Genomic DNA, 13,325 nt, shown 5'->3' on the forward strand with positions numbered 1-13,325 from the left:
TTATTAGTAGAATATTTTATACTACTATAATATCCCGCGTCCCATTTCTTGTCAAGAAAAAAACTACCTTTTATGCACATTTTTGTACTAAAGTGTAGTTTTTATCATTAATTAATATAAGTTAAAATTTATCTAAGTTCAATCATGGAATTAAGTCTAAATCCATTATTCTCTATTTTTCTCCCTCTAACATCATAAATATCATGCAATATGTGCTCTGTCACAATAGATGTAAATAAAGTATTATTAGTTAACGTACCAAGCCATGTACCTCTTGCCTTATATGTATCTGCAACAAGTGTCAATTTACAGTCTGACACCATCATTATGCGTGTAGGTTCACTACATTCATCTTGTTCATTTAAATAACTTTCTATATTTAATCCATCACAATTTTGATGTATAAAAGAAAATAGTATTACTCTAACACCCTTTTCTGTAGCGCTATTAATTTCTTTCTTAAATGTCTGTATATCTATATCTGTATTTATGCAAATTTCTTTTTTAGATGATTTTATTACTTGCTTTGCATTAGAAATTACTGTTTCAAATCCTTTTATGTTAGTAAACTTTTCTTCAAAATCCTGTTTATAATGTTTCATAAGTTCTTCCTCAACTTCTTTAGATGTATTAATATATTCTTTTCTTAATCTTTCAAATAATGTTTCAGGACTCTGAGCCGAATAAACTTGTGCCCCCTCCATTCGTGATAACACAATTCCCTTCTCATACATTGGTTCTAAAGCTGAATATACTGAAGACCTTGATATATTTATCTTTTTAGCAATTTGATATCCAGACATTTCACCATCTCTAATTAAAGTAACATATATCTGCGCTTCTAATTTTGAAAAATACAGTTTGCATAATTTATCGATTATTTTGTCCATATATCCTCCTATAAATTCATTTTCTTTTATTTCAAATTTTATTCCCAATTTTTTATAGTGTCAAATTATTTTATTATTTAATGGTTTACAATTTCCTATTGACAAAAACATAATAAACATTTAGAATAGTGGCACAGAATATACAACCATTTTAATGAAGGGCCTAAAATTAATTTGCGTTTTATATATTTAATAATTACAAGGGGAATATGTATGAATAAATACTTAAGTTCAAAGATTAAAATTATTTCATTCATATGTATAATAATGGTTGTGTTCTTACACTGCTATAATTTTACTGACAATTTTCTTTTACCCCAAACTACAATTAGTGAAGGGTTAAACATTGCAACATTTATAGAATTTTTTCTATGCAATGGATTTACAAGAATAGCTGTACCAATATTTTTTATGATTTCTGGATATTTATTTTTCTTAACATATAAATTATCTATAGAAAAATATTTTTATAAAGTTAAAAGCCGATTCTTATCCTTAATGATTCCTTATTTAATTTGGTCAATCATTGGAATAGGATTATGCTATCTACTAAAAAATATAGATATAATGCCTATAAATGATATGAAAACAAACTACAGTGATGGAGGCTTTTTTAATGTTTTATATAATCCACCAAATTTTCAATTTTGGTTTATAAAACAATTGTTTATATATACTATTTTGTCTCCAATAATTTATCTTTTAGTAAAATATAGCAAAATAAGCAAAAACAAAATTATAATAAGCCTAATTTTATGGCTTGTAATTTTATGTTTAAAAACTGTACTGGCTGGAATCTTTACTCAAGATTTTATTTATTGTTTTCACGAACCCTTATTAGATATTGTTATACAGTATACACTAGTATTCTTAGCAAACTCATTTGCTTTTAATCTAGTTACATACTTTATATATCCTACTTGTGCCATTTTAATTGCTATACTACTTAGTAGTATTCTATTAAAATATGCTCCTTCTCTTCATAATATACTTACAGGAAACCGAGGCACAAGAAGGAAAAAATAAATTAAGCCCCTCAAATAATACAAATAGGGTACTTATAAAAATGATTGATTAAAAATCATTTTATAAGTACCCATTTAATTTATATATAATAATTAATTAAAAGCATTATATATAGCTCTTATTCCTTTTTCAAAATCATCATTTTCTATTCCTACAATTACATTAATTTCTGATGAACCTTGATCTATCATTCTTATATTTACTCCACTTAATGATAATGCACTACATATTCTTCCTGCTACACCTTTATTTTTAGCCATTCCCTTACCAACTGTAGCAATTAAAGCCATATTAGGATGAAGTTCTATAGAATCCGGATCACAACTTCTCTTTATTTCTTGAACAATTCTATCTTTCTTATTTTTAAGTTCAGAATCTGAAATCACAACTGATACTGAATCTATTCCTGAAGGCATACATTCAAATGAAACACCATTCATTTCAAGAACTCCAAGTACCTTTCTGCAGAATCCAAGTTCAGAATTCATCATAGCCTTTTCTATTGCAATTACAGTAAAATCTTTCTTACCTGCAACTCCTGTAATTGTCTTAGCTAAATTTTGATCATCACTATTTTTAACTATCAATGTACCATCATCTTGTGGTTTATTAGTATTTTTTATATTTATAGGAATTCCAGCTTCTCTAACTGGGAATATTGCATCTTCATGTAATACTGATGCTCCCATATATGCAAGTTCTCTTAGTTCCTTATAAGTAATTGAACTTATTGCCTTTGGATTTTCAACTATTCTTGGATCTGCCATTAAGAATCCTGAAACATCTGTCCAGTTTTCATAAAGCTTGGCTTTAACTGCTGCAGAAACTAAAGCCCCTGTTACATCTGATCCACCTCTTGAAAATGTTACTATATTTCCGTCTTCATCTGCTCCATAAAATCCTGGAATAACTGCTCTTTCTATATCTTTTAATTTAGTATTTAATGCTTTATTAGTGGCTTCACTGTTTAACGAACCGTCTTCTGTAAATACAATTACATCTTTTGCATCTACAAATTCATATCCTAAATAATTAGCAAGTACTAATCCATTTAAATATTCACCTCTACTTGCTGCATAATCTTTTGAAGCTCCATTTTCAAGATCTTTTTTTACAACATCTAAATACTTCTTAATGTTAAAGTTTAATTCTAAGTCATCTACTATTCCTTGATATCTATCTTCAACGTATTTAAATACATCATCTAAAGATATTCCTGCTTCAGCATGTGCATGACAAAGATATAATAAATCTGTTACTTTAGTATCTTTTTTGTTCCTTTTACCAGGTGCTGATGGCACAACGTATTTTCTGTCAGGATTTGAAGTTATAATCTCCTTAACTTTTTTAAATTGAGAAGCATCTGCAAGTGAACTTCCACCAAACTTTGTAACAATAATACTCATTTTAATATTGCCCCCATTTTCAAAATTATTATGTACTAAATAACATTCTATCAATTTTCAGGATATTTTCAATAGTTTTCATTACTTTTTGTCTATTTTTTATTTATTCCCTGTTTTCTTGAAAATTAATATATAATTATCTAACAAAGAATATATGATATAATGACAAATAAGAACAAAGTAGAGGAGACTAAGTATATGTGTAAATTTTATTTATATAAAGGAAAAGATAAAAAAGCAGTAAACGGAAGACCTTGGATATACACAGATGAAATAGAAGAATATGATGGTGAATATGAAAATGGTGATATTGTTGAAGTATACAATCACAAACATTACTTTATTGGCAAAGGATATATAAACGATCAAAGTAAAATAGCTATAAGAATTATGACTAGAAATGAAAATGAAGAAATAAATAAAAACTTTTTCTTAAAAAGATTTGCTGATGCATTTGAATATAGAAAAACTGTAATTGATACATCATCATGCAGAATAATATTTGGTGAAGCTGATGGTCTTCCAGGACTTACAATAGATAAATATGAAGATTATTATGTTATTCAAATATCTACTCTTGGAATGGATAAATATAGAGATTTAATTGTAGATATACTTGTAAATAATTATAATGCAAAAGGTGTTTATGAAAGAAGTGATATAAAAACAAGAGAAATAGAAGGTTTAGAACAAAAAAAAGGTTTTTTAACAGAAGAATTTGATACAAATGTCCAAATAGTTGAAAATGGTGTTAAATACATAGTAGACCTTGCCAACGGCCAAAAAACAGGATTCTTCCTAGATCAAAAGGAAAACAGAGCTGCTATACACAGAATATGCAAAGGTAAAGTTGTATTAGATTGTTTTACTCATACTGGTTCATTTGCACTTAATGCCGGAATAAGTGGTGCAAAATCAGTTTTGGGTATTGATGTTTCTGAACATGCTATAGAGTGTGCAAAAGCTAATGCAAAACTTAATAATCTTCAAGATATAGTTAAATTTGAATGTCATAATGCTTTTTATGTTTTAGGCAACTGGTCAAGAGAAGGAAAACAATTTGATGTTGTAATACTTGATCCTCCTGCTTTTACAAAATCAAAAAACACTATTAATGCTGCTAAAAGAGGTTATAAAGAAATAAATCTTAGAGGTTTAAAAATGGTAAAACCAGGTGGATACTTTATAACATGTTCATGCTCACATTATATGAGTGAAGAAATGTTAAAAGCAACTATATGGGAAGCTTCTCTTGATGCACACAAGATGCTTCGTCAAGTTGAATTTAGAACTCAATCAGCTGATCATCCTATCTTATGGAATAATGATGAAAGTTATTACTTAAAATTCTACATTTTTCAGGTTGTTGAGGGAAAGTAAGAACTGTAAATTGGTAGAATCGCTTGAATTGCAAGGAATCGAAAGAATTTGGCATTTACATGGACTGGTTATAATTAATTAGACATAAATTATTCGGTGGTGATATAATATTAAAAATTATACAAGGAGAAATATTATGGCTAGAAAATCAACAAATTACACTGATGAGTTTAAAAAGCAAATAGTTGCATTAAAACAAAATGGCAAATCTACAGCAGACATTTCAAGAGAATATGACATAGCAAAATCTACAATAAATAAATGGGTAAAAGATTATAACAATTCTGGTTCTTTCAAGGCCAAAGATAATCGTACCGATGCAGAAAATGAACTAATACGTTTAAGAAAAGAAAATAAACAATTATTGATGGAGAATGATATTTTAAAGCAAGCAGCGCTGATAATGGCACGAAAATAGAAATTATTTTATCAAATAAAAAAAGTACAGTATCAGCGCAATGTGCAGAGTTTTAAATATTCCTAGAAGTTTAGTATATTATAAAAGAAAAATTAGAGTATGCAATACTAAACTTGAAAGTGCAGTTATTTCAATATTTAGAGAAAGTAAAAATAACTATGGAACAAGAAAAATAAAAGTTGAACTTAAAAAGCAAGACAAGATATAATAGCTTCAAGAAGAAAAATACACCAAATAATGAAGACTGAATTTGCATTTGATAGGATTTTTGAAAGCTTGGAACAATTAAAATTAGAATTAAGAAGTTATGTTCTATGGTATAACAACAAACGCATACATAGTGCTTTAGGTTATATGACACCAGTGGAATATAGAATTTCTAATATGACCGAATAATAACTGTATAAAAAAGTGTTGACAATCCATATTTATAATACAAGCTGAAGTTAACTCTAAGTCAATACCTTATTTGCAATTTTTATCCATAAACATATCCAGTTTATTGAAAGCCTCTTCTAAGCCACTAACCATATTGTTAAATTCCTCTTGAATATTTTGAGCAACTTTGTCATTAGATCCTTGCATATTTTCTATTACATTTCTCCCCCTATTCTCTACATCCTTTAAAATACTTTGAACATATTCAATTTTTTCTCTATTTTTCAACTGAATTTCTTCGCTTTCAAGTTCTTTTCTATGATTTTGGATTTCTGCATTTACAATTTCTGAATGTAGCATACCTATAGTACATTCATATGATTGAGCTTTAACCCCCATATTTACAAATACTGATATAAAAAATATTGTAATAAAGATTATAAATAAACAACTTATTATTATTAATTTTTGTATTGATAAACCACTTTTCATAATATTCACTTGATATTTACTAATTTCAGTTAATGCCTCATTAAACCTTGTATAAAATACACATGAAATACATATATACAAAAATGCCATTACCATTCCTATAAATATAATTAACCAGCTTTTCTTATTTTTCATTATTAGCTCCTTTAAAATGTTTATAAACTTCCTTATTATAAGTTTATTCATTAAATCTTTATATAAGACAATATTTTTTAGTTTATATTGACAATGTAGCAAATAAAATTCTAAACTATATAAAAGATAATAACTAGGAGGCATTATCCTTGAAAAACAATGAATATTTATTTAATAATTATATAAACTTAGCTGAAAACTCATTAATGAATAATGACCATACAAAGGCTTTAAAGTTCTACATAAAAGCCTCTAAGCTTACTTTAGGTAAAAAAGATCTAGACCTTCTGCTAGATATAGCTCTACTTTATGACGAACTTGGCTTTAAAGATCTTTCCATAGAAAAGTATAATGAAATTATCTCAATAGATGAAGAATGTGCTAATGCATATTATGGTCTTGCTATCATTTATGATGATAAAAAGGATTTAGAAAAAGCTATACACTATTACAAAAAGGCAATTCATTTTAATCCTAATTATGATACTGCTTATTTTTATCTTGGATGTATTTATGATGATTTAAAAAACTTTTCATGTGCAATAAGGTGCTATAAAAGTGCTATAGAAATAAATTCAGATTATCTTTGGGCTTATGGAAATATTGGTTCTATTTTAGAAAAGCAAAATAAAAATGAAGAAGCACTAAATTACTTTAAAAAGGCTCTAAAAATAAACCCTTCTGAGTATAGAATTCTTTATAATATGGGAGTTGTTTTAAAAAAACTTAATAGATCTAAAGAAGCAGAAAAGTTTTACAAAAAATCAATTAAAATGAACAAATCATACCCATCAAGCTATTTAAACTTAGCTGTTATGTATAAAGAACAAAATAATTTTGATACTGCTATATACTACCTAAGTGAAGGCATAAAAAACAACCCCTCAGTAGCTTATCTTTACTACAACAGAGGTTGTACTTTTGCTAAAATGAAAAAATATGACCTTGCTAAAAATGATATAAATAAAAGTATTGAACTTGATAGTTTTTTTATTGAATATTCAAAAAAAGATTCAGAGTTAACTTGGCTTTATACTTAAATTATTTAAAGTTAAGACCTTGATATAAATTATCATTTTTCATTTTATTATCAATAGCATTTAAAATTTCCCACTTTTTAAGGCTCCACATAGGACCTATTAAAAGTTTTCTTGGTGCATCTCCTGTAAGCCTATGAACCACCATATCCTGTGGAAGTCTAGTTATTGATTCACATATAAGATTTATGTATTCGTCCTGTTCTAAAAATTTAAGTTCACCTCTTTCATAAAACTTTACAAGAGGTGTATCCTTCATTAAATGAAGAAGGTGAAATTTTATTCCTTTTGCACCTGAATGGGCTATATAATCTACAGTTTTTATCATGTCTTGCTCATTTTCACCAGGAAGTCCAAATATAGAATGCACAACAAAATCTATATTTCTTTTCTTTAAATTTAATATAGCATTTTCAAAAACATCTAATGTATATCCTCTATTTATTATTTTTGCTGTATCATTATTTGTTGTTTGAAGCCCAAGTTCTACCCATACATAATATTTTTTATTAATTTCCTCTAAAAGATCTAAAACATCTTCCTGTAAACAATCTGGTCTTGTAGCAATAGCAATAGCTACAACATTTTCTTCCTTTAATGCTTCATAATATTTTTCTCTAAGAATATTAACTGGTGCATAAGTATTTGTATACGCTTGAAAATATGCAATATACTTTCCATGCTTCCATTTATGTGCCATCATTTCTTCTATATCAGTAAATTGCTTATGAATAGAAAAATTTCTATCTCCAGCAAAATCTCCAGAACCTCTTTCACTACAAAATACACACCCACCTGTACTTATAGTACCATCTCTATTAGGGCATGAAAAACCTGCATCTAGTGATATTTTAAATACCTTTTCTCCAAATTTATTTCTTAAGAAATAATTTAAACTATGATATCTTTTGCCATTCCATTCCTTGCACATATTAATCTCCTATACTAAATTTTTTATTATCTTTCATAATTATATCATTAATATTAGTATATTTTGTTAAGTATTTTAATATACTTTACTAATTAATAATCTTTGTGGTGAAAGTAATTGAAAAATGATTTATTAAAAACTTTTCAAATAGCTGTTGTATTTATAGGAACAATTGTAGGTGCTGGCCTTGCTTCAGGAAAAGAAATAACTGAATTTTTTACTATATTTGGAGCAAAAAGTTTTATATTTATTCCATTATGTGGGGCATTTTATATTATAATCGGAAGTATCTTAGCAAAAATAGGTTATACTTATAAATTAAATTCTTATAGTGATGCAATAAAAAAAATAAGCCCTAATATTTTAGGAAAATTAACAGGCGTTATAACAACCCTTTACCTAATATCAAGTGCTTCAATAATCCTTGCTGGCAGTGGTGCTATAATGAATCAGTTTTTTTCTATTCCTAAAATAATTGGCTCTATTATTATGCTTATTGTAGCTTATATTTTTTTACTTAGAGGTACTAATGGTCTAATTGAAGTTAACAGCCTTATTGTTCCTCTTCTTTTAACCTCAATAACTCTTATAGTAATTTTGTATTTTGCATTTTTCAAAGATCAAATATCACTTCAAAATATAGTATTATGCCATCCCAAAAAGAATGGAGTATTAATTTCTACTATTCTTTATTCAGGCTATAATGTTTTATGTTGTTCTGGTGTTATTATTCCCTTAAGCAATGAAACAAATAATCATAAAATTATGAAAAGAGGAATAATACTTGGTAGTATATTCCTTACACTTCTTTGCTTAATGATAAACTTACTTCTTACAATAAATACTCCATATATATATGAATATGAAATTCCTTTACTTTATGTAGCTCATAGATTTGGTCCAATTATCCAAGCTATACTTGTTATAGTAATACTTCTTGAAATGTTTTCTACAGAAGTATCCGATGTATATTCTATAAGTAAAACTTTAGAGCAATCATTTAATATAAAATTTAAAAAAGGAATATTCATAATTCTTTTTACTGCCCTTTTAATATCTCAAATAGGATTTACTAATTTAATTACTACACTTTATCCTATTTTTGGACTTTTAAGCTTAATATTTATTACTCAAAGTATAATTTTTTATTATAAGAACAATCTTGCAAAAAACAAGTAAATTATGCTACTGCCCTTTGATGTTCTTCTTTTTTTATACTTTCACCATTTAATCCCATAAATGATAGTATCTTTTTCTTGAAAAGCCTTGTAAATACTCCAAGCATTACACCTTCTCCTGCTAATGGAACAATATCACTTGACATATATAAAAGAATTCCTATTGCTACACACATAATGCTTATGGCAAGAAATACAAGTCTTATAGGATAACTTGTAATTTCAGGTACAAAGGACATAAGAAAATTAGAAAAAGTAGTAAAATATCCAAACATAAATGCAACTGCAATTTGCAAAAAATCTTTCTTTTTAAATGCCTTTCCCAATATTAATATTTGAACAAAAATAAGTGCTATATGAAATATTATAGTAGCCTTACCCATTTCTATTCCTAAAATTAATGTCATAGTATAAGGTATTGTACTTACAGGCGAAACTCCAAGATCAGACTTTACTGAAAATGCTATTCCCACAGACATAATAAAAAGTCCCAAAACATATAAAAATATTCTTTTAAAATTACTTTTCAAAAGAAATCCCTCCTAAAAATAATTTATTTCACTACAATTTTATCAAATATCTATATTTATAAATGTTAAGTACTTAACATTTCAAATTAAAAGTAATATACTTTTTTTATAAGTTTTGTTTATATTAAAATGGGGCTGATAGTATGTACAATATAAAAAAATCCCAGGCTATAAAAATATAGATGAGCTTTTAAAAATACTTGAAAAATACAAGAAACCACGATTATTTTTAAAAGGTCAATACATATTTCATCAAGGTGAAAAATCCAATAATTTTTATTTCTTAGAATCTGGAGCAACAAAAATATTTTCAGCATCAAAATACGGCAATGAAAAAACAATTTTTATTTTAAGAACCAAAGGAATATTTGCTGCTTCTTCTTTTTTTAGTGGTGATATAAGACGTTCCTCCTGTATTGCTTTAGAAAATTCAGAAATAATAGTCATTGATAAAAATTTAGTTAATTCTATAATATTAGAAGGACCTAATTTTGCCTTAAATGTATAAAAGATAATTTAATGAATATAAATTATACACAAGAAGAATTATCTAAAATAATAGGCTTATCCAGACCTACCATAAATAAAGTATTAAATAATTTTAAATCATTAGGTTGGATTAATTTAGGTTACAAATACATAATTATTTTAAATTACGATAAAATAAAAAATTACATAAAAAAATTCTATTAAAATAGGAGAAAAAAATGAAATATAAAGAATACTTACAAAACTGTACTTTATGCAATAGACATTGCAATGTAAATAGATTAAAAGGGGATCTTGGTGCTTGTAATGCTTCTTCAAAGGTTTTAATTGCAAGGGCTGCACTTCACTTTTTTGAAGAACCACCTATCTCAGGTAAAAAAGGTTCTGGTGCAGTATTCTTTTCATGCTGCAACTTCAAATGTGTGTTTTGTCAAAATCACGAAATAAGCCAAGAATTTAAAGGCAAAGAAGTATCAATAAATCACTTAGCAGAAATATTTTTAAATCTTCAAAAACAAGGAGCAAACAACATAAACCTAGTAACACCAACTCATTATGTACCACAAATAATAGAAGCTTTAGATATTGCAAAATCAAGAGGCTTATTAATTCCTATTTTATACAATACAAATGGCTATGACTCATTAGAAACTATTGAACTTTTAAAAGGATATATTGATGTATATCTTCCTGATTTTAAATATTTTGATGATAAATATGCAGTAAAATATTCTAAAGTTAATAATTATAAAGAAAATTTAATGCCTATTTTAGAAGAAATGTATAGTCAAGTAGGAAGTCCTAAATTTTATGAAAATGGCATAATAAAAAAAGGTATGATAATACGTCATCTAATGCTTCCTGGTTTATTATTTGACTCTAAGAAAGTAATAGATGCCATATATAATACCTTTAAAGACAATGTATACATAAGCATAATGAACCAGTATACACCCATGTTTAATGCAAAAAAATATCCCGAAATAAACAAACCTCTTAATGAAAAACATTATGAAACATTAATTGATTATGCAGCATCAATTGGCGTTAAAAATGGTTTTATTCAAGATACTGGCTCAAACACTACTGAATTTGTTCCAAGTTTTAATTTTGAAGGTCTGTAAAATAAACTAATTAAGAGGATACGTAAATCTTGGAGCCTTATTGCTGCTTCTAAAACCAAGCATATCAGTTGGAGGAATAAATATATTATCACCTCTTAGTTCTGCTATTTTACTTACTCCAACGTATATGTTTGATATTTGATACCAAGTAGCATAATCTATCTGACCAGTTTTTGGCAAACTAAAAATATCTTGAAATACTCTTACAGCCTCAGCTGTATTTTCTCCATATACACCATCTACAGCAACAGTAGGAATTAGAGGATAATTTTTAGCTATTCTATTTAAATATTCCTGAACATTCCTTACTGATTCACCAGTTGATCCTATAGTTAGTGTATATCCAGGATAAGATGATGGACTTCCTGTTACTTGACTAGCCCTTTTAAGCTCTATATCATCTCCATAATAATAAGTTAATATATCATAAGGAACCTTTCCTTGATCTCCTAAATACTTGCTACCCCATTGACTAAGCCATTCAGGACACTGAACATTTTTCCCATCACAATATTGTGTTAATAAAGGTTGTTTTCTATTAAATCTTTTAATATATGTTGAAAAAATCTCATCTACAACATTACTTATATTTTCATAAATATTTCTTCCATAATTAAATGCATGATCATAAGCAGTGGAACTTGTTATATCATAATTTTTCCCCTTACCTCTATACCATTCTGTATATATTCTATTTAAGGTAAAAGATATTATACAATATATATTTGCCCTTATAGTACTATCTGGCCATGTTGAATATATCTCACAAGATGCTACATTTTTTATATAATCTTTATAGTATACTTTATAATTAGGTGCAGTATTATCATTAGGACTTCCCTGATGCACAGTTACAAATTCGGGCACCACAGGCTGTTGAAGCACGACTCCACTAGATGGTGGTGGTAATGGCTTTTCAGAAGCCTCTGGTATTTTTTCCGGATAATCGCCATTTAATGTATTAGGAAGTATTAATATATCATCATTTCCTGTCTGCCTCTTTTTCTCACTTCTTGTATTTAATTCTGGCATACTTACATTTTGAATTGCCAACTGCTCTGAAAATATTTGAACTCCCTTTATAAATACATCATCAAAGCCATTTCTTTCAATTTTAAGATTATATAAACCATAAGGAGTTACATCATCTAAAGGACTTTGAGAATATGCCTTTGGTGGTGCTGCTAAGTCAATTACTTCACTTAATCCGGAAGAATCTGTTGTAAGAATAATATTAGTATACTTAGATGCATCTTCCTGATTTGTAGAAGATGGATTAACTGTAATCTTACATTTATCAACAGGTATATAACTCTCTCCATTAAAACATTGAATTCTTAATCTTCCTATTTCAGCCATTTATTTCTCCATAAAAAATGCTATTACTTTATATTATATTTTAAAGTTTATAACTTGTTACTTATATTAAAGAAAAATAAAAAACACCAGGATACCCATTCCTGATGTTTTTCTCATTAATTCTTTTACCTTTTATACCCCAAGACTAAGTCTTGATTTTTATAAAAACAAGCGTAATGCTTGTTTATGTCTAATTTCTTACCACAAGTTTATTATAGCACATTTTTATAATTATAATATGAATATTGTGTTAACTTTTACATTGTTTATTCCAAGCAATTCCTTATTTCCAACTATAACTATATAATTCCTTTTAAATCCCTATATTTTTTATAGTTAATAATAAACTCTTTTCTTTATATATAATTAGATAATGTGCCCCTTCTACTTTTAGTCCATCTTTAAGTGTTAACAATCCACTAAGCCAAAAATCTATAAAAGACTCTAATTTGCTTTGCTTTTTCTTTCTTAATAATTCATACACTTCTAATGAATCATTTAAATATTCTTGTAATTTTCTATCTACCACAATTGTTTCCCCCCTAAAAATGC

Annotated in this window: 14 protein-coding genes and 1 pseudogene; 8 read left to right on the forward strand and 7 right to left on the reverse strand. The window is 27.2% G+C overall.

All coding sequences use genetic code 11. From position 1 onward, the window contains the following. Positions 1-128: 128 nt before the first annotated feature. Complete coding sequence (locus tag ACTNAO_RS01370; RefSeq protein WP_441025500.1) at positions 129-890, reverse strand: TrmB family transcriptional regulator; 762 nt, start codon at positions 888-890, stop codon at positions 129-131. Between the two features lie 213 nt (positions 891-1,103). Here ACTNAO_RS01370 and ACTNAO_RS01375 point away from each other — a divergent pair, with 213 nt between their 5' ends. Further along, positions 1,104-1,916, forward strand: a complete 813-nt coding sequence (locus ACTNAO_RS01375) for an acyltransferase family protein (RefSeq protein WP_441025497.1) — start codon at positions 1,104-1,106, stop codon at positions 1,914-1,916. A 92-nt stretch (positions 1,917-2,008) separates the two neighbouring features. Here the strand turns inward: ACTNAO_RS01375 and ACTNAO_RS01380 are convergent, their stop codons facing one another. Then, positions 2,009-3,322: an aspartate kinase gene (locus tag ACTNAO_RS01380; RefSeq protein WP_441025494.1), complete on the reverse strand. Its 1,314-nt coding sequence runs from the start codon at positions 3,320-3,322 to the stop codon at positions 2,009-2,011. Between the two features lie 198 nt (positions 3,323-3,520). On the opposite strand from ACTNAO_RS01380, the gene ACTNAO_RS01385 reads away from it, so the two are divergent. Both ACTNAO_RS01385 and ACTNAO_RS01390 read left to right on the forward strand, forming a co-directional pair. Beyond that, positions 3,521-4,702: a class I SAM-dependent rRNA methyltransferase gene (locus tag ACTNAO_RS01385; protein WP_441025491.1), complete on the forward strand. Its 1,182-nt coding sequence runs from the start codon at positions 3,521-3,523 to the stop codon at positions 4,700-4,702. Positions 4,703-4,838: 136 nt separating this feature from the next. After that, positions 4,839-5,516 (forward strand): annotated as a pseudogene (locus ACTNAO_RS01390) (IS3 family transposase). Between the two features lie 69 nt (positions 5,517-5,585). On the opposite strand, the gene ACTNAO_RS01395 reads toward ACTNAO_RS01390, so the two are convergent. After that, positions 5,586-6,125, reverse strand: coding sequence for a hypothetical protein (locus ACTNAO_RS01395; protein ID WP_441025488.1), 540 nt, complete (start codon positions 6,123-6,125; stop codon positions 5,586-5,588). 149 nt (positions 6,126-6,274) lie between these two features. Between ACTNAO_RS01395 and ACTNAO_RS01400 the strand changes: the two genes are divergently transcribed. Next, a complete protein-coding gene (locus tag ACTNAO_RS01400) occupies positions 6,275-7,165 on the forward strand; it encodes a tetratricopeptide repeat protein (RefSeq protein WP_441025485.1) in 891 nt (296 codons plus the stop codon). Between the two features lies 1 nt (position 7,166). Here ACTNAO_RS01400 and ACTNAO_RS01405 read toward each other — a convergent pair whose 3' ends face one another. Further along, positions 7,167-8,093, reverse strand: coding sequence for a TIGR01212 family radical SAM protein (locus ACTNAO_RS01405; RefSeq protein WP_441025482.1), 927 nt, complete (start codon positions 8,091-8,093; stop codon positions 7,167-7,169). 117 nt (positions 8,094-8,210) lie between these two features. Here ACTNAO_RS01405 and ACTNAO_RS01410 point away from each other — a divergent pair, with 117 nt between their 5' ends. Next, on the forward strand, positions 8,211-9,272 hold the full coding sequence (locus ACTNAO_RS01410) for a YkvI family membrane protein (protein WP_441025479.1): 1,062 nt from the start codon (positions 8,211-8,213) through the stop codon (positions 9,270-9,272). Between the two features lies 1 nt (position 9,273). Here the strand turns inward: ACTNAO_RS01410 and ACTNAO_RS01415 are convergent, their stop codons facing one another. Then, positions 9,274-9,801 (reverse strand): YczE/YyaS/YitT family protein, encoded by a 528-nt coding sequence (locus ACTNAO_RS01415; protein WP_441025477.1) that lies wholly within the window; start codon positions 9,799-9,801, stop codon positions 9,274-9,276. 244 nt (positions 9,802-10,045) lie between these two features. On the opposite strand from ACTNAO_RS01415, the gene ACTNAO_RS01420 reads away from it, so the two are divergent. The 3 genes from ACTNAO_RS01420 to ACTNAO_RS01430 are packed head-to-tail and all read left to right on the forward strand — an operon-like array spanning position 10,046 to position 11,414. Beyond that, positions 10,046-10,309, forward strand: coding sequence for a Crp/Fnr family transcriptional regulator (locus tag ACTNAO_RS01420; RefSeq protein WP_441046063.1), 264 nt, complete (start codon positions 10,046-10,048; stop codon positions 10,307-10,309). A gap of 11 nt (positions 10,310-10,320) precedes the next feature. Then, on the forward strand, positions 10,321-10,494 hold the full coding sequence (locus tag ACTNAO_RS01425; RefSeq protein WP_441025474.1) for a helix-turn-helix domain-containing protein: 174 nt from the start codon (positions 10,321-10,323) through the stop codon (positions 10,492-10,494). 14 nt (positions 10,495-10,508) lie between these two features. Continuing rightward, entirely contained in the window at positions 10,509-11,414 is a 906-nt protein-coding gene (locus ACTNAO_RS01430) for a radical SAM protein (RefSeq protein WP_441025471.1), read from the forward strand. Between the two features lie 6 nt (positions 11,415-11,420). On the opposite strand, the gene ACTNAO_RS01435 is transcribed toward ACTNAO_RS01430, so the two are convergent. After that, a complete protein-coding gene (locus ACTNAO_RS01435) occupies positions 11,421-12,773 on the reverse strand; it encodes a peptidoglycan-binding protein (protein ID WP_441025468.1) in 1,353 nt (450 codons plus the stop codon). Between the two features lie 313 nt (positions 12,774-13,086). Continuing rightward, the gene (locus tag ACTNAO_RS01440; protein WP_441025465.1) at positions 13,087-13,302 is read right to left on the reverse strand and encodes a hypothetical protein; all 216 of its coding nucleotides are present in this window, start codon (positions 13,300-13,302) and stop codon (positions 13,087-13,089) included. Between the last annotated feature and the right edge of the window lie 23 nt (positions 13,303-13,325).

Source organism: Clostridium sp. HCP1S3_C6 (assembly GCF_052066735.1).
GTDB lineage: Bacteria > Bacillota > Clostridia > Clostridiales > Clostridiaceae > Clostridium.

Excerpts from the sequence above, each read along its gene's own strand:
- ACTNAO_RS01370 (WP_441025500.1), bottom strand. The coding sequence starts at position 890 with ATGGACAAAATAATCGATAAATTATGCAAACTGTATTTTTCAAAATTA.
- ACTNAO_RS01375 (WP_441025497.1), top strand. The coding sequence starts at position 1,104 with ATGAATAAATACTTAAGTTCAAAGATTAAAATTATTTCATTCATATGT.
- ACTNAO_RS01380 (WP_441025494.1), bottom strand. The coding sequence starts at position 3,322 with ATGAGTATTATTGTTACAAAGTTTGGTGGAAGTTCACTTGCAGATGCT.
- ACTNAO_RS01385 (WP_441025491.1), top strand. The coding sequence starts at position 3,521 with ATGTGTAAATTTTATTTATATAAAGGAAAAGATAAAAAAGCAGTAAAC.
- ACTNAO_RS01395 (WP_441025488.1), bottom strand. The coding sequence starts at position 6,125 with ATGAAAAATAAGAAAAGCTGGTTAATTATATTTATAGGAATGGTAATG.
- ACTNAO_RS01405 (WP_441025482.1), bottom strand. The coding sequence starts at position 8,093 with ATGTGCAAGGAATGGAATGGCAAAAGATATCATAGTTTAAATTATTTC.
- ACTNAO_RS01425 (WP_441025474.1), top strand. The coding sequence starts at position 10,321 with ATGAATATAAATTATACACAAGAAGAATTATCTAAAATAATAGGCTTA.
- ACTNAO_RS01430 (WP_441025471.1), top strand. The coding sequence starts at position 10,509 with ATGAAATATAAAGAATACTTACAAAACTGTACTTTATGCAATAGACAT.
- ACTNAO_RS01435 (WP_441025468.1), bottom strand. The coding sequence starts at position 12,773 with ATGGCTGAAATAGGAAGATTAAGAATTCAATGTTTTAATGGAGAGAGT.